The 22,582-nt window shown below is 44.4% G+C and carries 16 protein-coding genes; 9 read left to right on the forward strand and 7 right to left on the reverse strand.

The window, feature by feature from the left end:
• Positions 1–32: 32 nt before the first annotated feature.
• Positions 33–1,100, forward strand: coding sequence for a hypothetical protein (locus QWZ01_RS14985; RefSeq protein ID WP_290324478.1), 1,068 nt, complete (start codon positions 33–35; stop codon positions 1,098–1,100).
• A 123-nt stretch (positions 1,101–1,223) separates the two neighbouring features.
• Positions 1,224–2,189, forward strand: coding sequence for a Gfo/Idh/MocA family protein (locus tag QWZ01_RS14990; RefSeq protein WP_290324480.1), 966 nt, complete (start codon positions 1,224–1,226; stop codon positions 2,187–2,189).
• 1 nt (position 2,190) lies between these two features.
• On the opposite strand, the gene QWZ01_RS14995 is transcribed toward QWZ01_RS14990, so the two are convergent.
• The 6 genes from QWZ01_RS14995 to QWZ01_RS15020 all read right to left on the reverse strand — a co-directional run bounded on the left by QWZ01_RS14995 (position 2,191) and on the right by QWZ01_RS15020 (position 10,956).
• Positions 2,191–3,039, reverse strand: a complete 849-nt coding sequence (locus tag QWZ01_RS14995) for a metallophosphoesterase family protein (protein WP_290324483.1) — start codon at positions 3,037–3,039, stop codon at positions 2,191–2,193.
• Positions 3,040–3,239: 200 nt separating this feature from the next.
• Positions 3,240–4,058, reverse strand: coding sequence for a glycerophosphodiester phosphodiesterase family protein (locus tag QWZ01_RS15000; protein ID WP_290324484.1), 819 nt, complete (start codon positions 4,056–4,058; stop codon positions 3,240–3,242).
• 25 nt (positions 4,059–4,083) lie between these two features.
• The gene (locus QWZ01_RS15005) at positions 4,084–5,178 is read right to left on the reverse strand and encodes an alkaline phosphatase family protein (RefSeq protein WP_290324486.1); all 1,095 of its coding nucleotides are present in this window, start codon (positions 5,176–5,178) and stop codon (positions 4,084–4,086) included.
• 97 nt (positions 5,179–5,275) lie between these two features.
• Positions 5,276–6,877 carry a SusD/RagB family nutrient-binding outer membrane lipoprotein gene (locus QWZ01_RS15010; RefSeq protein ID WP_290324489.1) on the reverse strand — a complete coding sequence of 534 codons (1,602 nt, stop codon included), beginning with the start codon at positions 6,875–6,877 and terminating at the stop codon, positions 5,276–5,278.
• Positions 6,878–6,895: 18 nt separating this feature from the next.
• Positions 6,896–10,192, reverse strand: a complete 3,297-nt coding sequence (locus QWZ01_RS15015; RefSeq protein WP_290324491.1) for a SusC/RagA family TonB-linked outer membrane protein — start codon at positions 10,190–10,192, stop codon at positions 6,896–6,898.
• A gap of 179 nt (positions 10,193–10,371) precedes the next feature.
• A complete protein-coding gene (locus tag QWZ01_RS15020) occupies positions 10,372–10,956 on the reverse strand; it encodes a phosphonate degradation HD-domain oxygenase (RefSeq protein WP_290324493.1) in 585 nt (194 codons plus the stop codon).
• Positions 10,957–11,146: 190 nt separating this feature from the next.
• Between QWZ01_RS15020 and QWZ01_RS15025 the strand changes: the two genes are divergently transcribed.
• The 5 genes from QWZ01_RS15025 (at position 11,147) to QWZ01_RS15045 (ending at position 18,007) form a co-directional block, all read left to right on the forward strand.
• Positions 11,147–11,725: a helix-turn-helix domain-containing protein gene (locus QWZ01_RS15025; RefSeq protein WP_290324495.1), complete on the forward strand. Its 579-nt coding sequence runs from the start codon at positions 11,147–11,149 to the stop codon at positions 11,723–11,725.
• A gap of 256 nt (positions 11,726–11,981) precedes the next feature.
• Entirely contained in the window at positions 11,982–12,668 is a 687-nt protein-coding gene (locus tag QWZ01_RS15030) for an HAD hydrolase-like protein (protein ID WP_290324497.1), read from the forward strand.
• 4 nt (positions 12,669–12,672) lie between these two features.
• Positions 12,673–14,019, forward strand: a complete 1,347-nt coding sequence (locus QWZ01_RS15035) for a DUF5690 family protein (RefSeq protein ID WP_290324499.1) — start codon at positions 12,673–12,675, stop codon at positions 14,017–14,019.
• 13 nt (positions 14,020–14,032) lie between these two features.
• Positions 14,033–15,199 carry a TIGR03364 family FAD-dependent oxidoreductase gene (locus QWZ01_RS15040; protein WP_290324501.1) on the forward strand — a complete coding sequence of 389 codons (1,167 nt, stop codon included), beginning with the start codon at positions 14,033–14,035 and terminating at the stop codon, positions 15,197–15,199.
• Positions 15,200–15,451: 252 nt separating this feature from the next.
• On the forward strand, positions 15,452–18,007 hold the full coding sequence (locus tag QWZ01_RS15045; RefSeq protein WP_290324505.1) for a phosphocholine-specific phospholipase C: 2,556 nt from the start codon (positions 15,452–15,454) through the stop codon (positions 18,005–18,007).
• A 90-nt stretch (positions 18,008–18,097) separates the two neighbouring features.
• Here the strand turns inward: QWZ01_RS15045 and QWZ01_RS15050 are convergent, their stop codons facing one another.
• Positions 18,098–19,351 (reverse strand): alkaline phosphatase family protein, encoded by a 1,254-nt coding sequence (locus QWZ01_RS15050; RefSeq protein WP_290324508.1) that lies wholly within the window; start codon positions 19,349–19,351, stop codon positions 18,098–18,100.
• 397 nt (positions 19,352–19,748) lie between these two features.
• Here QWZ01_RS15050 and QWZ01_RS15055 point away from each other — a divergent pair, with 397 nt between their 5' ends.
• Together QWZ01_RS15055 and QWZ01_RS15060 are read left to right on the forward strand one after the other, a co-directional pair.
• Positions 19,749–20,363: a 3-keto-disaccharide hydrolase gene (locus QWZ01_RS15055; protein WP_290324510.1), complete on the forward strand. Its 615-nt coding sequence runs from the start codon at positions 19,749–19,751 to the stop codon at positions 20,361–20,363.
• Positions 20,364–20,885: 522 nt separating this feature from the next.
• Positions 20,886–22,556: an ArnT family glycosyltransferase gene (locus QWZ01_RS15060; protein ID WP_290324513.1), complete on the forward strand. Its 1,671-nt coding sequence runs from the start codon at positions 20,886–20,888 to the stop codon at positions 22,554–22,556.
• Positions 22,557–22,582 lie beyond the last annotated feature (26 nt).

Raw genomic sequence — 22,582 nt, forward strand, 5'->3', positions numbered from 1 at the left:
GTAAACTACATCAAACTATCTCAACCATTATAATGAAACATTTTTTCCTTTCTGCCACAGCTCTTTTATTATCCATAACCCTGCTCACCAACTGCAACCAAAGTAGCAGTACCGGTAAAGCGGCCGGCAAAACATCAGCTGCCAAGGCTGATTCGGCTAAAGGCGAAACGGAAACTCAAGACACTTTAAGCGTTGTAAAATCAAGCTATCCTCCCCTGGATAAAAAACTTTACGACAGCCTACTGGTATTTAATGCCCACGGCGATACCACCGGCAGATGGCCGGTTAAAAATACCCCATACCCCTTAAACGGAGCCATTTTACCGTTTAAGCGTGTGGTGGCCTTTTATGGTAACCTGTACTCAAAAAGAATGGGAATCCTGGGCGAGTTACCTCCTAACGAGATGCTGGCCAAACTAAAAGGCGAAGTAAAACACTGGGAAAAAGCCGATCCTAAAACTCCGGTACAACCGGCACTGCATTATATTGCTGTAGTGGCCCAAGGCGATCCCGGTAAAGACGGTAAGTTCCGTTACCGCATGCCGTTTAAACAGATTGACAGTGTTTTGGTATTAGCTAAAAAAGCACATGCTATTGTGTTTTTAGATGTTCAGGTTGCATTGAGCAACATTCAGGCAGAGTTACCTTTGCTTGAAAAATACCTGGCTATGCCACAGGTACACTTTGGTATGGACCCTGAATTTTCTATGAAAGATGGTACCAAACCAGGTAAAAAAATTGGTACTTATGACGCTGCCGATGTTAACTACGTTTCTGGTTATTTAGCAGGCCTGGTTAAAAAATATAACCTGCCTCCAAAAATTTTAATAGTACACCGCTTTACTAAAAAAATGTTGACCAACTATAAAAACATAAAACTGCGTAAAGAAATACAACTGGTAATGGATATGGACGGGTGGGGTGAGCCCGATCTGAAAACCGGAACTTACCGTTACTTCATAAACCAGGAGCCGGTTCAGTTTACAGGTTTCAAATTGTTCTATAAAAATGATATTAAGAAAGCTCCTCACCACATGTTAACCCCTGAGGAGGTTTTATCAAGATACAAACCATACCCTATCTACATCCAATACCAATAGATAGCTGTTTAAGTTAAAAGTGATGAGTTTTGAGTTTTGGCAATCAATTGGCCGGCACCCAAAGCTCATCACTTTTTACGTTAAAGGAAACTCAAAACTCATCACTTAAAACTCTTTACTCAAATGATTAAATGGGGTATTATAGGTTGCGGGCGCATTGCCCACAGGTTTATGCAGGGCTTGCGTGAGATGCCTGATACGGAACTGGTATCGGCATGGTCAAGGAGGGCAACTACGGTTGATGCCTTTGTGGCCGAGCATGGTGGCATAGCTTGCGCCAGTGTTGAGGAGTTGCTGGCTACCGATATTGATGCCGTTTACATTGCCACCCTGCCCGATAGCCATGCCGCTTACAGCATAGCTGCTCTTAAAGCAGGCAAACACGTACTCTGCGAAAAACCGCTTACCGTTAACCTGCCAGAACTGGAGCTGGTACTTGCCGTGGCCAAGGAATGCAACCTGCTCTTTATGGAAGGTATGAAACCGGCCTTTTACCCTTTATACATCCGCTTAAAAGAACACCTGGCTATTGATCCTATCGGCCCTGCGGGTTATGTGCGCGCAGGATCATCCGTGGCAGACTGCCCTCCTGATCATCCTAACTTTAGTTATGAACTGGTTGGCGGCGCGCTAATGCAGATAGGTATTTATGAAGCCTTTTTGGCGATAGACTGGCTTGGCGAATTGCAGGATGTGCAGGCAATGGGCCGCTTTGGCGAAACGGGGATTGATATGTTCGCGGTGTTTCAAACGCTGCATACCGGTGGTTACTCCCAACTTTACGCGGGGTTTGATATGCATGGCAAGGGTGATGCGCTGATAGCCGGACCGCTGGGCCATATCACCATTCATAAAAACTGGTGGAATCCCGCTCGTGCCACTATCGACTACCTCGACAGCCGCAGCATTGAACTACATGAACCTTTTACCGCAGGCGGATTAAATTATGAGATAGCCCATTTTTGTGACCTGATTAAAGCAGGCAAAACAGAAAGCCCTATCATCAGTCATCAACTATCAAAACAAATGATCAACCTGATAGACAGAGCCCGTGCCGAGATCGGTTTAAAATTCCCTTCAGAAAAATAATTTACAATTTATTAGAGTTAAGCGTTGGGTTTTGGCTGGCGTTGATTTGGTAGGTATAAATAGCATTATCATTGTCTACCTCCACTATACGGTAGCCTTTGTAATCGGTACCCCAGTCGCCGCCTATGTGCGAATCAAAAAAGTGCGGAAACTTATTGCCGGTATAACGCACGCCATCCAGCAGGTGGTCATGCCCGTGAAAGGTGGCCTTTACATTCGGATAGCCGTGCAATAACTCCATAGTTTCGGGGCAGTCGACAAAAAAATCATCCTTTTGCCATTTGAACGGTGCGATGTGCAGTATCACAAACACGATCTTTTTATCCTTAAATTTCTCTAATGATGCTTTAATAAAGGCGTTGTCCGGGCAAAGGTAAGTGCCCTTAGTATCGGCAGTGTTGGCAAGCACAAAACCTATATCGCCAAAATCTACCGTGTACTTATCCTCATACCCAAAGTTCTTTTGCCAAAGCGCGGCATCAGCAAAGTCATGGTTACCAGGGATGGTATGATAAGGGGCATTTAATTTATCGAGGTAGTTTGTTTTTATTTCGGGCAGCAGATCAGGACGGTTGTGCACCAGGTCGCCGTTGACGATCACCATATCCAGGTGGTTCTTGTCATGATCTGCATTTATCCATTTCACCATGTTACCGGTGTTGGTAGCATAATCGGTATTTGGCTGGCCGTAATGAATATCAGAAACCAGGGCGAAGCGTAATTTTAACTTGCCTTTACTATGGCGGTTATAGTCGTTATTAACACTTGCAAAAGTGTTAACTGCAGGCAACAAAGTTAAAGCTGCAATACCGGCCAAACCGGTTCCAATAAAATCTCTGCGGGTAGTCATGGAATAAATTTTATGTAAATGTAAGGCGCGTGTGTTAAGGGATAGTTAAGGGTGGGCGGAATATTAATATAAACTGCCTGGGAGGTATAACAAAAAATTGTAATGGCGAATGGACAACGAAGCAATGGCGAACTATGCAGATTCAACATTTAATATTCGCGATTGCCACGCTTCGCTCGCAATGACAATTTTTATTAAATCTACCTCAACCCCTTCCCTTTCAAATATTTTACCAATGCTGCCGGGTGGTCAGTTTGTAAACCTGACAGACCCTTTGCCAGCGCCTGATCCCAATCGGCCGGGCCTTCGCCTGCACTCTGGATATCGGGCCAAACGGGCACGTGTTTGCTTTCGGCAAGCTTTACCATTTCGGTACTGTATTGTTTATAACTTCCATCCAGTATGTCCACATGGTATTTATCAATAAAGGTTTCCATAGCCGTTACTGTTTTAACACTATCGGGTAGGCTCAGCATCAACGGCATTTGGGGAGCGGCCTTGCGCCACCCGGTAAATTGCTCGGCACCGTTAATGTAAACCAATACCTGTTTTTCCATACCAAATTGTTTGATCATGGCATAAGCCTGAGCCGGATCGGCAGCCTTAAAATCAAGATAGATATTGATCTTGCCTTTGCATAACTGCAAGATCTCCTTAAATGTAGGGATACGGTAGGTTTCATGATCAGTGGTATCTCTGCTTTTAACCTTTAAGTCCTGAAGGTTGGCAAGGGTAAGGTCCTTGATCAAACCCTGACCGCTGGTCATGCGGTTCACGCTGCCATCGTGCATGCTAACCAGTTCGCCGTCTTTGGTTGTTCGGAGGTCTATCTCTACATAGTCGGCTTCATTCCTGATGGCTTCACGATAGGCCGCGAGGGTATTTTCGGGATAAATCACGTGGTCGCCACGATGGGCGGCCACGATGAATTTATGTTTTGATACCGGAGTGGGGTTAGGCTGCCAGTTATCATTTCCCGATAATAAAAACAAAAGTGTTGATATTATAGCTAAACGCATTTGTTGCTGTTTTAACGGTACAGAATTATTTGCCGGTTACACTGCCAATGGCATCACCAACTTCATGACCTGCAGCTGCCTTAAAATCAAAGCCCAGCAAGTTGGCAATGGTTTGTGCCAATTGTTTATGATAAGTGGTGGTTGGTAATTTCATCTCACCAGATGCCGGAGTATCCGGTCCAATAACAGCAAACCATGTTTGTTCAGAATTTGTGGTTTCCTTACCATGATCGCGCCATTTCAGCAAAGGCACATCGCCACGGCCATGATCGCAGGTGATGATAAGGGTAGTTTTATTTTTGTAGGCCGCATCGGTTTGTACAAAATCCCACAGTTGTTTAATATAATCGTCTTCCTGGTGAATGCGGTCAAGGTAAACCTTGTAGTTACCACCATGAGCCATATCATCAGGTTCGTCAAAAGCTACATAAAGCGCCCGTGGTTTGTATTGCTTCATGTAGGTTTTTGCAAATTCAAAGGTCAGGTAATCAATCCGGGTAGAATCGCCCAGGAAATGAGGGCCCTCGTTTTGAATCTCGTTTAAAAACTGTAAACGATCATTCATGCCCGGTGTGTTCAGTTTCATGTAACCTGAATTATTCACAATACCCGAACGCTGAGTGTTCAGGATCTGTGGAAACCTTTCCCATGATGAAAAAGCGGCAACCTTGTTTTCAAAACCTTTTTGCTTATTTAAGAACTCCAGCAGGTTCATGTTGGGGTTGGTGATAGCCTCGTTAGTGTTCATTCGGGGATCAGGGAAGCCGGTAAATATTTCGTTATAACCCGGGTACGAAAAGTGGTACGGATTGGCCACTTCATCCTTACTGCCAATATCGCGGTTACCGTACAACTGACCATGTTGTACTATGGTCGACCAAAAAAACGGCACCAGCATTTTGCGGCGCTCATTTACAGCATCAGTCCAGAAGTTTTTACGCACTTCGGCCTTGTCATTGGTTTCTTTGGAGTTGATAAGCGCAGAATCGGCACCGCGGAATATCTCCTGCCAGCGCAATCCATCAATGGTTACAATAATTACATTTTCGGTTTTGTGCTTTTGAGCAAAAAGTGAAGTAAATGATGCCGAGAGTAATAATATCAGAATCAGCTTTTTCATGGGTATAATTGTTTTTAGATAGTGACGATGTTATTTAACAAAGGCCTCCCTGCTATGCAGGGAAGCCTTTATCATTATTTATTGATTATTCATGTTGTTATTGTAATACCCACATGATACCGTTTATATCATCGGTACCGCCAAACTGGCTCAATGCTTTATTATAGTTGGCAGCATTTACAGTTCTTTCTGAAGTTGGATATTCAAAACGCAGGGCTATACGGCCACCGTTACCTGTACCCGGGCCGGTTGTAAAGGTTGGCACCCCGGTACGGCGGTAAGTAAAGTATGACTCTAACCCTGAGTGACGGAACAAGGCCAGGTATTTTTGCTGTAATATTTGCGTACGGCCATTAGCACCACCGGCATATTTTACAGCAGGCTGCGCGTAATACGCGTTCCAGTCAACAGTGATAGGGAATGTATCATAGCTGCTTTGATCTGCCGGACCTTTTGTTGCACCAGGGCGATAAAAGTAAGCTGTGAATATACCTGATGTAGGGATAGCGTATGACTGGAACGAAGCCTGGATACCTTTGGTATAATAAGCTTCGGCATCGCCGCTTGCCCAGCCAAGGTTAATACCTTCGGCAATGTTAAACATTAACTCTGGGTAACCAACTTGTATAGCAGGTTCGCCGGTATAGGTTGAATAAAAATGTTTACGGTTCAGGAACGAGTAACGTTGCAGGGTAGCGTTGTTATACATTACACCAAGGTCAAGCCCGGCATCGGCACCAATAAAGGCATCAAAGCTGGTTGGGCTTTTCTTCAAGGTATCAACACTGTAACGTGATGGCTCGGCAGTTACAAATACACGCGGATCTTTTAACTGTGTAAGCAAACCTACGTAAGTTGCAGACATGTTTTGACGTGAACCGTTCTGACCAAAGTTATCAGGGTTTTGCGGATAGTAATTGCTTGGCGTAGCAAATTTAAATTGCATGTTATCATCGTTGCTTGCCATTAAAGGATATTGTGTTGGATTGCCAATGATGTTGGCAAACTGAGTTTTAACATCAATATCAGCTGTTTTTTTGCTTAATGCCAGCAATAACCTAACGCGGAAGGTATTTACCGTTTTTTGCCATTTAGAAAGATCGTTACCAAAATAAATGTCATTAGCTAAAGTACCGCCAACACCGGCACCACCTACAGTAGGGTCTTTTATAAGCGCCGCCAGATCGGTATTAGCGCTTTCAAGCCAGGCCAGTGCCTGTGTCATTACTGTTTTTTGGCTGTCATAAACCGGGGTTAGGTTATCCAAACCTTTTAAAGCTTCGGTCATTGGGATATCGCCTTCTTCCAAACTCATTTTAGCGAAAAAGTAAGCCCTGAAAAATTTACCCAAAGCCTCATACGGATTAACTGCGGCACCGCCCGAAGCAGCAGCCTGTTTTTCCATGGCTATTACGTTTTTAATAGTGCTGTAGTAATTATCACCGCCGCTGGCAAAAGCATCATAACGGTTGTTACCATAATAATCATAGTTATACAGGTAATACTGGCAATAAATTTCGTTGTTACTCTGAGGGAAATCGGCCAGTTTATAAATTACACCGTTAAATAACAGCGATGCAGGCACAGTGCTTGGCACGTTGTTGTTTTTGGTAAGGTCCTCAAAGCTTTTCTTACATCCTGTTACCGTAAGTACTATCGCTAATACCGGCAGTAAGCAAATTCTAAATATCTTTTTCATGATTATTCCTTATTTTAATTAGAATGATACATTTAAGTTTACACCGTAGCTACGTACTGTTGGCGATTGCAAACCAGTGCTTGAAACAGCTGTATTGTATTGATCTAAATCCACATCCTTAAAGCGTTTATCACCGTAGAAATACAGCAGGTTACGCCCGTAAACTGATAATGCAGCCTTTTTGATGAACGATTTATCTAACCACGCTTTAGGGAAATCGTAACCCAGGGTTACCTCGCGCAGTTTTGAGAATGTTTTGCTCATCAGGTTTGACTCGTCGGCATTGTAATACTTACTAACATAATCCTGCACCAGGGCGGTTTGCTTGTTAGGTGAGTACTGCAAAGCTGTGTAGTTAACTATTTTACCGGTTACAGGATCATAGTTAATTGAAGCTCCGTTTGATACGGTTACACCCTCGCCCACGTAGCTGCCGTTGTAGCCTGCCTTACCAAAGTTTTGCCAGTCTTTATAACGGGCATCGCCCAGTGCGCCGGTAGCAGTTTCAATGTTTGAACCACCACGCATGGTTTTGTTGTGCATGTAATCAATAATAACACCACCAACAGAACCATCAAACTGGAAACCCATGTTAAAGTTCTTGTAGCGTATTTTATTGGCAACGCTCCATGCGTATTTTGCATTCTCGTTACCTAAGTATTGAGCAACAGGTAATATAAGGGGTTTACCGGCAGCATCATTAATGATCTGGCCTTGTGGTGTACGGGCAAACGCGGTACCATATAATTTATCGGTACGATCGCCAACTTTAAAGAATTGCTGATAAGTGCTTTGTCCCGGTGGCAGTTCTTTGTAAACTTCTTTAAAGGTTGATACGTTAACCAATACGTTCCAGGTGAAACCACCCAGGTTCCTGATCGGTGTACCTTCTACTGAAACTTCATAACCTGTTTTACGGGTTTTAAGCGCGTTCAGATATAAAGTTGTATAACCTGTTGAGGTTGATATATCATTAGCCAAAATACGCGGACCATCAATGTACTGGAACGCTGTAGCTGATAAACCTAAACGGTTTTGTAAGAATTTAATATCAAAACCTTCTTCATAGTTTACACGGGTTGAGGTTTTAATGTTGTTCTGATACAAAAAGTCTGAAGCTGATGCAGCAGGCTGACCGTTGTATGGTTTGCTGGTTAAGTAAAACGGATTAAGCTGGTAGCTTGGACCATTGTATGGCGACTGGTAAACGGTACCGTAACCCAGCGGATTTAAGAACAAAGGATTATCTTTTGGATTGCTGGTTGTTGTTTGACCACCATATACCGAGATAGCATTAAATGGAGCCGAACCAATTGTTGGGCTTGAAGCATCGGCTTTTACAGTTGAGTAAGAAGCTCTTGCTTTTAAGAATGAAATTACGGTTGGCAATTTAATGTAATCAGAAATTACAGTTGCTGCCGATGCACTTGGATAGTAATAAGTAGTTACGTTTTGGAAAGCCGATGATTTATCAACACGGCCGGTGCTTGATAAGGTAGCATATTTACCAAACGAAGCATCCAAAGAGTAATACTGGCTAAATACACGCTCCTGTGAACTGAAGCTGCTTGCCTGGATAGGATTTTTAGAGTTACTGAATGAATAAACTTCAGGAACGTTCAAATAATCAGTTGAGGTCCAGCTGGAGTTGTAGTTAAAGCTGCGCAGGTTTGAACCAACTAAACCTGATAAGTTAAGAAACTTGGCAATGGTGTAGTTATAGTTGATGAATAACTCGGTGTTATTATCAAACAGGTTACGGCGGTCTTCGCGGTAATCGCCCTGGTTACCTTCACGGCCATAAGGGTGAGCCGAAAACGGCAGATCCTCTGTACGTAAAATGTTGTAGGTATCAATCTGCGAGCGTAAGGTAACGTTCAGGTTATCATTGAACTTATAGTTACCGGATAAGTAACCGTAAGTATCATTTTTGTAATGACCTCTTGTCCATTTTTCGGTAAGCAGGTATGGGTTGTGGTAACGGGTATACTCAGCAAATACTGATTGTACACCTTCTTTACCTGGTGCCCAGATAGCCTTAATATCAGGTGCGTTGATATCCCAATCGGCACCAGTCCAAACAGCTATGTTATAGATGATACTGTTAGGACCATATTGAACGTCTGGAAAGTTATCAGTTGATTGTCTGTTGAAATCAACGTTGGCTTCAAATTTCAACTTTGAAGTTGGGTTAAATGAAGCATAAAAGTTAGCGTTGGCTATATCTAAATACTGTGAAGGGATATAGCTGGTTTGGTGCTGTTGCGAAATAGAGAAACGGGTTACATAATTATCGCCAACTGCTCCTAATGAAACGTTGTTGTTGGTTTGATAACCTGTTTTCAAAAAGTTTTTCAAGTTGTCTTTACCACGGGCAGTGTATGGGGTTGCCTGGCGTACGCCGTTAACAATAGGGCTGTCATACTGAGGTATCAGCTGGCCTGCAAAGTAAGGGCCCCAAACGTCGTAATCACTATCCACACCACCTGGTGCGCCACCTTTACCATCAACAAATGTGTAAAAAGTATTTTCGCCCGCGCCAAATTTATTTTGTGTACGTGGGAAGGCAAGGAAACCGGTATTCATAACCGTACTGCTGTTTATATCAACAGTTAATCCTTTTTTGTTTTTATCACCTTTTTTAGTAGTGATCAAAATAGCGCCGTTTTGCGCACGGCTACCGTATAATGCTGCCGCGGCAGGACCTTTTAACACGGTGTAAGTTTCAATATCATCAGGGCTGATATTGTAAGTATCCGTATTGATCGGGAAACCGTCAACAACGTATAACGATACCGAGTTACCCCTTATTAATACCGAAGGGTTACCCAATAACTCGGCCGATGGGCCTACCGATAAACCTGCCACTTTACCAGTTAAACCGGTAATAGGGTTAGGGTCACGGGCAGTAGTTACATCGGCACCGCTTACGGCTTGTAATGAATAACCAATACGGCGTGTTTCTTTTTTAACACCGAGGGCTGTAACCACAACCTCGTTAAGTGTTTTGTTGTTGCCGTTCATGCTTACATTTATAACGGCCTTATCGCCAACCACAACATTTTGTGGTGCGTAACCTATAAATGTAAAGGTGAGGGTTTGACCGGCAGTAGCGGTGATGAAGTAATGACCGTCAACATCGGTAATGGTACCTTTTTTCTGGTCTTTTAACATAATACTTACCCCTGGAAGCGGCAAGTGGTTTTCATCGGTTACTGTTCCGCTTATTTTGGTTTGTCCAAATAAAATAGATGGAGCCACACAAAATAGTAAAACCGTGATCAGGGTTTTCAATTTCAGGTAAAACTTGTTCATCTGCAAAAATTTAAGGGTGAGGAGAAAGATTTTTTCATACAGCAATACTAAACTTTGTTTATTATTAGTAAACCAACTTAGTATTAAACTATGCTTAATCTTATGTTCACCCTGCGTTAAGCAGCTGATTTATGTAACAGGAGCGTTACATCATGCTTACAAAAAGTTAACAAGCTTTATCAACTATTAACCAGTTGCAGGTGGGTTAAAGCCATGGCCTTCAAAAGTTCCATGTTATTTACAGGTACATTCATCTCTTTAGCCATATCATCCCAGTAGCGTAGCCTTACAATAAGTTCGGCATCGGGGTTAAGCTCAAAGTCATTAGCTTCCTCTTCGGTCATTACCCCACCCTGAAACTCCAGCGTACCCTTACTGGCGTCAGACAGGCGATTATAATATTCAGGATATTTATAAGTAAGGTATCTTTTAGCAATTACGTGGCCCTGCACCAGGTTAGCCACCCTTTCAGAAAAACCACGCTCCAGCAAGTAATCGGCACCCAGTTTTTCATGATCAACGTTGCCCATGCCATCCATACTTTCGGCCTCGTCGGCATCGGCACATAAGTGGCCTATGTCATGAAAAAAAGCAGCCAGTACAACCTCATCATCATAACCCTCGGCCATGGCCAAAGCCGCGGCCTGCGACATATGCTCTAACTGCGAAACCGGTTCGCCTATGTAGTCTTCGTCACCAAATTTTTCGTAAAGAGAAAATACTTCCTTAACAACGGCCTGCGGATTATACTGAGAAAAAGTCATAATTTGGTTTTTGTTTGCAAATAAAAGGCCTGCACATTATCAAAACATTAAATGTTTGTGAAATATACTTCATGCTTAACATAGCTTTGCCCGATTTCGTTTTTTTAACATACCATTAACTTTTTTGAATTTTGAGTTTTGGTTTTGGAGTTCTACATTCGGCTTTTAATTAATATGTAATAACGTTATAATGGAAGAAGACATACTGATACAGATCAGTAACCGTATTAAAGAACGCCGCCGCGAAAAAAATATCACCGTACAGGAACTTGCCCTCCGGGCCAACGTAAGTAAAGGCCTTATCTCGCAAATTGAAAACAGCCGCACCATACCATCGCTCATTGTACTGATTGATATTGTTAAAGCTCTGGAAATTGACCTGAACGAGTTTTTTAAAGATATCCGCACCAAAGGCGATCACCTGCCTGTTTTAGTAAAGCGAAAAGCCGAATACGAACATTTTGAAAAAGAACATGCTACAGGCTTTCATTATCAACGCATTTTCACGCAATCCATTAACCAATCCACGGTTGATATAGTGATACTTGAACTGGAACCAAACGCCATACGTCCACTGGTTGAAACCGATGCCTTTGAATACAAATACATTTTACAGGGCGAGGTAGAATACCAGTTTAATGATGACAAGGTAACCCTGCACCAGGGCGACTCGATGCTGTTTGACGGCCGCATACCCCATACCCCAAAAAACCTGGGCAATATTACCGCCACCATGCTGGTGATCTATTTTTTTGAAGAAAAAAAATAGGGAGCCTTTATTCTTATTGAGCATTGCTGCGACTATTAAGCAGTAGCCCCCTCTAAATCTCCCCCAAAGGGGGAGACTTAATAAATGCATTTTAAAGCCCTCTCCTTTGGAGAGGGTTGGGTGAGGCTTCTGCTCTTCGTATCTCGCAATTAGGCGTGTTTCTACATATCCTCCTCCCTTAACCCAACCTTAACACTAATTTAGTTTGGTATTAATAAATAAAGTTTAGTATTGCTAAACTTTATTACATGTTATTATGGCCATTAAATTAGTAGTATTCGATATTGCCGGCACTACGGTTAAAGACGATCACGAGGTAAGCAAAGCCTTTCAGGCAGCGATGAAAAAATCAGGATACGAGGTTGAGATAGCCAAAATTGATCCGCTGATGGGTTATGAAAAAACGCTGGCTATCCGCAAAATGCTTCATGAGCATGAGCCGGATACCGCTCTGATCACCGATGATTTGGTAAACACCATTCACAAAGAGTTTGTGCAGCAAATGATCAATTTTTACCAGTTTGAACCCGGTATTGAGCCACTCCCCCATGTTGAAGAAACATTGACTGCCCTGCGCGCGGCCGGTGTACAGGTAGGTATTAACACCGGTTTTTCACGTGATATTGCCGATACCATTGTTACCCGCCTGCAATGGCGTGAAAAAGGACTGATTGACCATGTGGTAGGGTCAGACGAAGTAGAACTTGGTCGCCCGCACCCTTACATGATCCAGAAAATGATGAACGAAGGCGGCATAACCGATCCGTTGGAAGTAGCCAAAGTTGGCGATACCGAGGTTGATGTACGCGAAGGGCAAAATGCAGGCTGCCGTTATGTTATAGGTGTAACCACCGGCATATTTTCGCGCGCCGAACTGGAAACCTACAACCCTACCCATATTATTGATGATATAGCACAAGTAATTGACATCATAAACCAATAAGGCTATGAAGCTGATTGATCAATTGCGGGCAAGGGTAGCCAAATGGCCATACGCCCTGCTATCGGTAATGGCAGCTGTTGCGGCCTTTGGGTTGTATACGTCCATGTATGCGTTTCGAAAGGCATTTGCGGCCGGCACTTTTACCGGGCAACAATACCTGCATATTGATTATAAGGTTTGGCTTGTAATTACACAGGTTATCGGTTACACCTTCAGCAAGTTTTATGGTATCCGCTTTATTGCCGAGGTAAACAGCAAAAACAGGGCGCGTTATATTTTAACGCTTATTGGTATTGCCTGGCTGGCCCTGCTGGCCTTTGCCGTGGTGCCTGCCCCATATAATATTGTTTTCCTGTTTATTAACGGCTTTCCCCTGGGCCTTATCTGGGGCTTGGTTTTCGGTTATCTGGAAGGCCGCCGTTCTACCGAGTTTATGGCCGCGGTGTTGTCTATCAGCTTAATATTTGCATCGGGTTTTGTAAAAACGGTTGGGCGCACGCTGCTTACCGTTTTTCATGTGAACGAATATCATATGCCGTTTTTAACAGGCGCCATATTTGTATTGCCCCTGCTGCTGTTTGTATTTTGCATGGAACTGATGCCAGCCCCCACTGCAGAAGATAAACAACAACGTGCCGAACGCAGCCCTATGAACGCGGCCGAGCGTAAACAATTCCTGATGCGCTTTTTGCCGGGTATCATCCTCACCATTATCATATATGTACTACTCACCATAATGCGCGATGTACGTGATAATTTCGAGGTAGAGATATGGGCCGATCTGGGTGTAAAAAGCAACAGCATTTATACCAATATTGATTCCATTATATCAGTCATCGTACTGGTGGCCATGAGCTTACTTATCCTGGTCAAAAAAAACCTGAAAGCTTTCAGCATCATTCACCTGCTTATTATTGGCGGCTGTGTGCTGGTTGGTGTTTCAACCATGCTGTTCACGCTGAAACTCATTAGCTCCGTAAGCTGGATGACCATGGCCGGCCTCGGTCTTTATTTAGGATACGTACCCTACAACGCCATATTTTTTGAGCGCATGATAGCTACCTTTAACTATCGCAGCAACGTGGGCTTTATCATGTACGTGGCAGACTCTATGGGTTACCTGGGCAGCGTAAGTATTTTGCTGGTAAAGGAACTGGGTCGCCCTAACATTAGCTGGGGTAACTTTTTTAAAGAAGGCGTCATGATCGTAGCCGTTGTGGGCGGTATTTGCGGCGTGCTATCGCTCCTATACTTTTTACAAAGTGCCGGGGGAAGTAATTCAAAATTAAAAAGTCAAAATTCAAAAAAAAACGATCCGGAGACTGATGATCTGATAACATCATTAACCTGATCATATTTATCATATGAATCAAGATCAATCAAAAAACTCCCCCTTCAGTGGGCAGGAGCGCTCTGCAATTATCATAGGCGCGGGCATTGTGGGTTTAGCCACTGCCAGGGCTTTAGCCACGCGTGGTTATAAAGTAACTGTGTTTGAACGTAACGAACGCGCGGTTGGAGCTTCCATCCGTAATTTTGGTATGATATGGCCTATTGGCCAGGCCACCGGCCCGTTGTTTGACCGTGCCATGCTATCGCGCAGCATCTGGAAAACCATTTGTACCGAAGCAGGTATATGGCATAATGAAGTTGGCTCATTACACCTGGCCTATCATGATGATGAGTTACAGGTAATAAAAGAATATGTGGACGTTAACCACTCCTTTCGCGATTGCGCCCTGCTGAACCCCGAGCAGGCGCTTTCCAAATCTCCCGCCGTTAACCCTAATGGTTTAAAAGGCGCTTTATGGAGCGGTGAGGATATGATCGTTGAATCGCGCGAGGCTGTAGGGCAGGTTGCTAAATACCTGGCCGAAAAGTATGGCGTAGAATTTCACTGGAATACCGCCATCAGCCGTATTGAGCATCCCAAAGTAATTTCGGGCAGTCAAAGCTGGCAGGCCGACGAGATATTTGTATGCAGTGGTGCCGAATTTGAAACGCTTTATCCTGAGCTTTTTGCGCAAACTCCTATAACCAAGTGCAAACTGCAAATGATGCGCCTGGTTACACAGCCCGATGAATGGCGCATAGGCCCATCGTTATGCGGTGGTTTATCCATGATCCATTACCCCGGCTTTCAGGCAGCAGCCTCATTACCTGCACTCCGCAAACGTTATGAAGAACAATACGCCACCCACTTAAAATGGGGCATCCACGTAATGGTATCACAAAATGGCAGCGGCGAGCTCACCATCGGCGACTCGCACGAATATGGCTTAGTACACGACCCATTTGACAAGGCATTTATTAATAATTTGATAACTGAGTACTTACATACTTTTGCCACCTTTAAGGACTGGAGCTTACTACAATCATGGCACGGAATCTATCCCAAAATGACCAACGGCGCTACCGAACTGATAGTAGAAATTGAACCCGGTGTAACCGTAATAAACGGCGTAGGCGGCAACGGCATGACACTTTCATTCGGCCTCTGCGAAGAGGTAATTGCCGCAAGGGTTGGGTAGTTTTTGGGTAATGGACTCTTGTTGATAGTTCATGGATTTATAAATTTGTTTGTACTTTTAAAATAAGCGCAGGCTTGTGCGATTCCTTCCCTGGGGAAGGAGAAGGAAAGGGTTTATGCGGTTATTTAATTTAACGTAGAAACCCCTCCCTGCTCATGCGCAACCTCACTCACCCCTCCCAAGGGAGGGAATAATAAAATGTTTAAATAACTGATAAGAACTCAAAACTCACTACTTACCACTCATTACCATATGTCTCATACCCGGAGAGATTTTATAAAAAAAGCGGCCCTGCTTACCGGTGCCGCAGGTTTTGCAAGTATTTTGCCCGCATCTATACAAAAAGCCATGGCCATTAACCCGGCCCCTGGCAGTACTTATATGGATGCTGAGCATATAGTTATACTGATGCAGGAAAACCGCTCTTTTGACCATACCTATGGTACGCTGAAAGGAGTACGTGGCTTTAATGATCCGCGGGCAATTGACCTGCCCAATAAAAACAAGGTATGGCTGCAATCAAACAGTAAAGGCGAAACTTATGCCCCTTTCCGTTTGGATATTAAGGGCACCAAAGCTACCTGGATGTCGTCGTTACCGCATTCTTGGTCAAACCAGGTAAATGCCCGCAACGATGGCAAATATGACCAATGGCTCAACGTAAAACATTCCGGTAATAAAGATTACGCGCATATGCCGCTTACCATGGGGCATTACAACCGGGAGGATATTCCGTTTTACTATGCCCTGGCCGATGCCTTTACCGTATGTGATCAGAATTTTTGCTCGTCACTTACCGGTACCACACCTAACCGTCTGTTTTTCTGGAGCGGTACAATTCGTGAGGAGCAGCATGAAAACTCACGTGCCCATGTGTGGAACGATGATTCGGACTTCGGCACACTGAAATGGGCTACTTTCCCAGAAAGACTGGAAGCCGCGGGTATCCCCTGGAAAGTTTACCAGAACGAACTTTCAATTGATACAGGCTTACAGGGCGATTATGATGCCTGGTTATCCAACTTTACCGACAACCCGCTGGAGTTTTTTGACCATTACAATGTTAACCTATACGATAAGCACATAAGCCATCTGCAAAAGAAATCAACCCTTTTGCCCGATGAGATAGCCGCCCTGGAAAAGCAAATAGCCGCTTTACCCGCAGGCGATGCCAATGCTGCCCCGCTGCAAAAACAATTGCGTCAAAAAAAGCGCGATCTTGAAAATACCAAAAAGGAAATGGCCAGCCTTGATCCGGCTAAATTCGCCAGGCTTTCACAGCTTGAGAAAAACCTGCATCAAAAAGGCCTGGCTGTAAACACCGGCGATGCTGATTACCGCGAACTGGAAACTTTAAAATACGATGATAATGGCACTCCTCGCGAGCTGCTGGTACCCAAAGGTGATGTATTGCACCAATTCAGGCAGGACGTAAAAACCGGGCAGCTACCTACCGTTTCATGGCTGGTGGCCCCTGAGAATTTTTCTGATCACCCGGGTGCGGCCTGGTATGGCGCATGGTACCTGTCGGAAGTTATGGAGATACTGACAAACAACCCCGAGGTTTGGAAAAAGACTATCTTCATTTTAGCCTATGATGAAAACGACGGCTATTTTGACCATGTGCCACCATTTGTTGTACCTCACTCTAAAAAACCGGGCACCGGCTTAACCTCTAAAGGTATTGATACCAGCGTTGAGTTTGTAACCCTGGAGCAGGAAAAGGCACGCAACGGCTTCCCTGAAATATATGATCGTGAAAGTTCAATTGGCTTAGGCTACCGCGTGCCGCTGGTGATTGCTTCACCGTGGAGCAAGGGCGGCTGGGTAAATTCAGAGGTGTTTGACCATACCTCTACCCTGCAGTTTCTCGAAGATTTCTTAACCAAAAAAACAGGTAAAAAAGTTACCGAACCCAATATCAGCACCTGGCGCCGTACCATCTGCGGCGACTTAACAAGTGTATTTCGCCCCTATACCGGTGATCAGATAGCCAAGCCTGAATTTGTTGTTAAAGATGAGTTTGTGGAGAGCATCCATAAAGCCAAGTTTAAACAACTCCCAACCTATAAGTTGCTTACTGCCGATGAAATAGTGCAGATCAATCACGATCCGCATTCATCGCCGCACATGCCACAGCAGGAACCGGGTATTAAGCCATCATGTGCCCTACCTTACCAGCTTTATGCCGATGGCAAGCTAAGTGCCGATAAAAAATCATTTGAGATTAAATTTACAGCAAGCAATAAGGCATTTGGCCAAAAAGCCGTGGGTTCACCATTTAACGTGTATGCACCAGGCAAATATGCCAGTTTGGATAATCCGCAGCAAATGGAGCCGTTGCGCACCTGGGCCTATGCCCTTACCGCGGGCGACACCCTTGCCGACCACTGGCCGCTTCAGGAGTTTGAGAACGGCGAATATCACCTGCGTGTGTATGGCCCAAATGGCTTTTTCCGCGAATACAAAGGCACCACGGCCGATCCACTGCTTGATGTAGCTTGCGACTATGAGCTTAATACCCTCAACAAACTTACCGGCAACATCACCCTGAAACTGAGCAACACGGGTAGCAAACCATGCACCATTCAAATTATTGACCATGCATATAAAGCTAATAATCATCAAAAGGTGATAGCGGCCAAAGGTCAGGGTACACAATTGCTAAACCTTGCCCAAAGCCATGGCTGGTACGATTTCAGCATTAAGGTAACCGGCAGCCAAACGTATGAAAAACGCTACGCCGGTCGCGTTGAAACTGGCCAGCACAGCTACACCGACCCGCTGATGGGTAAAGTGATAGCGTAAGCTAAAGAACATACAAGTATAACAAAACAGGCCCTGACATTAATATCAGGGCCTGTTTTGTTTAAAGCTATTCGTTATTGGGTGAGGCTCTTACTTCTTATCCTCCAGCACAACCCACCTGTTCACAGTATTAAATTCTCCCTCTATACAAACCTTGTAAAACTTGGATGGGATATTTTTTACATTGATCAAAGCATGTTCGTTGGTAACCGGGACTTCGGCCAGTAACTGGTAATCATCAGGTTTGCCTTCTTTGTAGTTGTTGGTTGCTGTTACCCATATCTTCACTTTACCTGTGGCGCTCATGGCTTTCCAGCTTACGTCAAGCGCACCTTGTACATAATTAGCATCGGGTTGTACTACCGAAAGCTGGCCGATGAGCGATACGCCATCTATTTCGCGCAGCTGTGCAGTAGGTACTTTTACATTTAAAAAGGTGTTGATAGATGGGGTAATATCAACTATGCCCGGGTAGTAATATTTGGCGTAGTTGTTAAGCGGCCTGTAGCTGGTAACCATCCAGGTAGACCGCTGGCGTGTGCTTTGACCACCATGATCTTTACCATTCAGTTCGCTACGGCCATGATCGGTGGTGATAAAAATGATCCAATCCTCTTTGAAGTTTTTCTGGCGGTATTGTATCGCCTGCCATATGCGGCCAACCTGCGCGTCCATTTTTTCAATGGCATCATAATATTGTGGGCTATCGCCATAACGGTGCCCCATATCGTCGGTATATTCCAGGTAAACCCATGAAAGGTCGGGCGCTTTATCCTTGATACATGCCGCCGCCGATGTTACCACCTGTTCATCAATCAGGTGCATATAATTGCCGGCCTTATCATGCGGAAACTTTACGGTATCCAGCTCATAGCCATCATAAGCAAAATCCGGGTGAATGTTGCCCGCCTGCGGCAGGCCATCGCCAATGAGTTTGGTGCGGTTATCTGTCCAGCTCGAAAAAACAGCCGTTTTCCCGTTAGGATAGGCGTTTTTAAACATCCTGAAAATATTCCAGTAGTTGTAATTAGGGTCTTTGATGTCATTACCCCAAACGTTATGCTTATTTACCCAGCTTGAGGTAAGTAAGCTATTATAGCCATTGGCAGATATAGTTGGCGTTTGCGAGTAACCTCCTTTTTCGCCACCTACATGCGCTCGCAGGTAGGTTCCTTGTTGAGCAATTAATTTGAGGTTGGGGGTATTCAGCTTTTCAATTACATCGGCAGGGATGCCATCGGCAATTATAAAAACAGCTTTTTTAGTTCTTGTTTGGGCGCTCAGGCTATGAGTTGCCAACAGCATCAGCATAGCTACGCCAAGTTTAAGGGGGTTTCGCATCATATTAAACATCAGTGGTACAAGGTACTAAACTACGGCCTTACAAAAATCAAGGCGTTAATAAATTGTTATGTTTTTCGTGGACTGGGAGACTTTTGGACTCTGAGACTTTAAGACAATAGGATAAGTTAAATGGAGTAGGAATGCATTTATCTTGAATTATTTTATCTCTTTCCTTCCTCCCATAATCTAAGAATCGCAAAAGTCCTAAAGTCCCACAGTCTCAGAGTCCATAAATCTCCCAGTCCAAGAGTCCCAAAAGTCCCACAGTCCCTATTGTTCTTCTCCAACTTTATTTCTACCTTTTGGGTGCCGTTATCGCCTACCGTACAGTTTGTTATCTTGATGAATGATAGGGATACCTGGTTAACCAATTTACCAAATGCTATAACCTATTACTATGAAAAAAATGAACATGCGTGCCCTTGTACCGGTTTTTATGATCGTAGCCGGATTTATGTTTACAACACTTCGGGCCAGCGCCCAGGCCGAGAATTGGAAACCGGACGCAGGTTTTGAAAGCCTTTTTGATGGCAGTACCCTCAACGGCTGGTGTTACCGGAGCAAGGCGGGTCAGGTAACCGAGAAATTCGATGGTAAAACGGCATCTTCCGATGGGCGTTACTCTGCCACAAATGGTATCTTAACCGTAAATTATCCGGTTGGGGTTGAACGGAAAGTACAGGAATCCTGGACCCTGCGCGAGTTTCCTAAAAACTTTATCCTGAAGATCCAGTTCCGCGCATCAAAAAATGCCGATAGCGGTATTTTCCTGCGGGGCAAACAACTGCAATGCCGCGATTACCTGGTAGCTGGCCCTTATAAAGATTTAAAAAACTACAAACCACAGGACTGGAACACCATCATAGTTACCGTGAAAGATAACATAGCTCACTGCGAATGTAACGGCGAGGTTTTGGAAGATGCCCTCATATTACCCTCAACCGGCCCCATAGGCCTGGAAGGCGACCGCGGGCAGATGGAATACCGCCATATCCAGATAAAGGAGTTGTAATAGACTTCTATATAGGCACCATTGAGAGGTATGAAGCAAGGGCCTCACCCAACCCTCTCCAAAGGAGAGAGCTTAAAAAAACAGTTTAAAGTCTCCCCCTTTGGGGGAGATTTAGAGGGGGCTTTTGCTTCATACCTCGTAATGACCGGCGAATGAAAGTCGTTCTCGATGCTTAAGCCCTTCGCTGTTCGAAGTCTCTGACTTAGACCATTACTCCCAGGTAGTCTGAAGACTACCTGGGAGTAATGGTCTAAGTTACTGGCATATAGCCGACTCACCCGGTCTACGCTACGCTGGACCACCCTCTCTTCGCCTGCGGCGGAAAGAGGGTAGGAAAATGGATAAAGAGCGAAAGAAAAAATTCCCGTCCCTCTTTCCAGCCAAGCTGAAGAGAGGGGTGACAAGCGTAGCGATGTCGGGGTGAGAGTTTTCAAAACTTCGTAAGTTTTCCTTTATTTTAAGACTCCCCTCCTACAACCAAATCTGTTTATATTTACGGCCGCTTACCCGGGCTTATTTTATATGGATCAACCGAACACCACTAACCAAACCAAATGGCTTTACCTTTTTATAGGCCTGGCCGTTGTATTAAATTTTAGTGGCTTGTTCATCACCATTATCGGGCCCGACGGCAATTTATACGCCACCATCGCCAAAACCATGGTACAGCGTAATAACTACGCCAATCTGTACGCCTGGGGTAATGACTGGCTCGATAAGCCACATTTTCCGTTTTGGGTTACGGCCCTGTTCTTCAAATGCTTCGGCTTTAGTACATGGGCATATAAGCTGCCGGGTATTTTGTTTGTGATGATGGGCGCAGCATATACCTACCGCTTTGCCAAAGCCTTGTACAACAAACAAATAGCATTATGGGCGGTGCTGATACTGCTCACCTCGCAGCATATCATCCTCTCCAACAACGATGTACGTGCCGAGCCTTATTTAACCGGGCTCATCATAGCGGCGGTTTACTGTTTTTATAAAGCTTATACCAGCAATAAACTGGGGCAATTGGTACTGGCCTGCCTGTTTACCGCCTGCGCAGTGATGACCAAAGGCATGTTTGCCCTCATCACCATTGGTGGTGCTATTGTAGGGCACCTGATTATCACCCGGCAATGGAAACAACTTTTTCACTGGCGATGGCTGCTCGCTATGGTATTGGTACTGTTGTTTATTATACCCGAGATCTGGTGCCTGTATCGCCAGTTTGATATTCACCCCGAAAAAATAGTGTTTGGCCGTACAGGAGTATCGGGCATCAAGTTCTTTTTTTGGGATAGCCAGTTTGGGCGTTTTTTTAATACCGGACCAATTAAAGGGCACGGCGATCCTTCCTTTTTTGTGCATACCACGCTTTGGGCATTTTTACCCTGGTCGCTGTTATTATTCGCCGCGATATTTCAGTTCATCAAAAAAGGGATAAAAAATGTACAGGCGCAGGAGTGGTATTGCCTTTGCGGATCGATGATCACCTTCCTGTTATTCTCGGCATCCAAGTTTCAGTTGCCACATTACATCGTGATCGTGTTCCCGTTTTTTGCCATTATTACCGCGCAATACCTTTTTCATTTAACATCGGCCAAAAGCATCAAGGCTGTGCGGATTACCCAAACGGTTGTAATTGTGCTGATGCTGCTTGTGATAGCAGTACTTCAATATTTTTACCGGCCCGAAACTTTTGGCTGGCTACCCTGCATTATCATTTTTGCTTTGTTTATTGCCCTGGTATTTGTACCGGCCAAAATAGCTGCAGGTATGCAGCAAACCATTGTGCGCACCTTGCTGGCGGCATTTATTGTAAACGTTTACCTTAACTTGTGCTTTTACCCATCGCTACTGCATTACCAGTCGGGCAGTGAGGCGGCCATTTGGCTCAACAAAAACAACCCGCAAAAGCTGCCGGTTTTTATTGATGATGGCATGTTTCATGATGATGCGATATTTTACCTTGATGAACCACTAACCGAGCTTAAGCCCGATGCAAAAGGTGTTATAACCGGCCCTTCAATATTATATGCCAATACCGGCGTTATTAATGATTACAAAGCGCATGGCTGGAGTTTTACAGTGCTCAAAACCTTTAAACGCTACCCGGTAACCCGACTTAAACCCGCGTTTTTAAACCATAATACCCGCGATAAGGAGCTTTCAGAAACACAGGTAGTGCTGTTGGAGCCGGTTAAGTAACAGGTAAGATAGAATCGCAAAGTCGA

Source organism: Mucilaginibacter aquaedulcis (assembly GCF_030409325.1).
Classification (GTDB): Bacteria; Bacteroidota; Bacteroidia; order Sphingobacteriales; family Sphingobacteriaceae; genus Mucilaginibacter; species Mucilaginibacter aquaedulcis.

Bases quoted from the DNA above. Each gene is read 5' to 3' on its own strand.
- QWZ01_RS14985 (WP_290324478.1), top strand. From the start codon at position 33: ATGAAACATTTTTTCCTTTCTGCCACAGCTCTTTTATTATCCATAACC.
- QWZ01_RS14990 (WP_290324480.1), top strand. From the start codon at position 1,224: ATGATTAAATGGGGTATTATAGGTTGCGGGCGCATTGCCCACAGGTTT.
- QWZ01_RS14995 (WP_290324483.1), bottom strand. From the start codon at position 3,039: ATGACTACCCGCAGAGATTTTATTGGAACCGGTTTGGCCGGTATTGCA.
- QWZ01_RS15000 (WP_290324484.1), bottom strand. From the start codon at position 4,058: ATGCGTTTAGCTATAATATCAACACTTTTGTTTTTATTATCGGGAAAT.
- QWZ01_RS15005 (WP_290324486.1), bottom strand. From the start codon at position 5,178: ATGAAAAAGCTGATTCTGATATTATTACTCTCGGCATCATTTACTTCA.
- QWZ01_RS15010 (WP_290324489.1), bottom strand. From the start codon at position 6,877: ATGAAAAAGATATTTAGAATTTGCTTACTGCCGGTATTAGCGATAGTA.
- QWZ01_RS15015 (WP_290324491.1), bottom strand. From the start codon at position 10,192: ATGAACAAGTTTTACCTGAAATTGAAAACCCTGATCACGGTTTTACTA.
- QWZ01_RS15020 (WP_290324493.1), bottom strand. From the start codon at position 10,956: ATGACTTTTTCTCAGTATAATCCGCAGGCCGTTGTTAAGGAAGTATTT.
- QWZ01_RS15025 (WP_290324495.1), top strand. From the start codon at position 11,147: ATGGAAGAAGACATACTGATACAGATCAGTAACCGTATTAAAGAACGC.
- QWZ01_RS15030 (WP_290324497.1), top strand. From the start codon at position 11,982: ATGGCCATTAAATTAGTAGTATTCGATATTGCCGGCACTACGGTTAAA.
- QWZ01_RS15035 (WP_290324499.1), top strand. From the start codon at position 12,673: ATGAAGCTGATTGATCAATTGCGGGCAAGGGTAGCCAAATGGCCATAC.
- QWZ01_RS15040 (WP_290324501.1), top strand. From the start codon at position 14,033: ATGAATCAAGATCAATCAAAAAACTCCCCCTTCAGTGGGCAGGAGCGC.
- QWZ01_RS15045 (WP_290324505.1), top strand. From the start codon at position 15,452: ATGTCTCATACCCGGAGAGATTTTATAAAAAAAGCGGCCCTGCTTACC.
- QWZ01_RS15050 (WP_290324508.1), bottom strand. From the start codon at position 19,351: ATGATGCGAAACCCCCTTAAACTTGGCGTAGCTATGCTGATGCTGTTG.
- QWZ01_RS15055 (WP_290324510.1), top strand. From the start codon at position 19,749: ATGAAAAAAATGAACATGCGTGCCCTTGTACCGGTTTTTATGATCGTA.
- QWZ01_RS15060 (WP_290324513.1), top strand. From the start codon at position 20,886: ATGGATCAACCGAACACCACTAACCAAACCAAATGGCTTTACCTTTTT.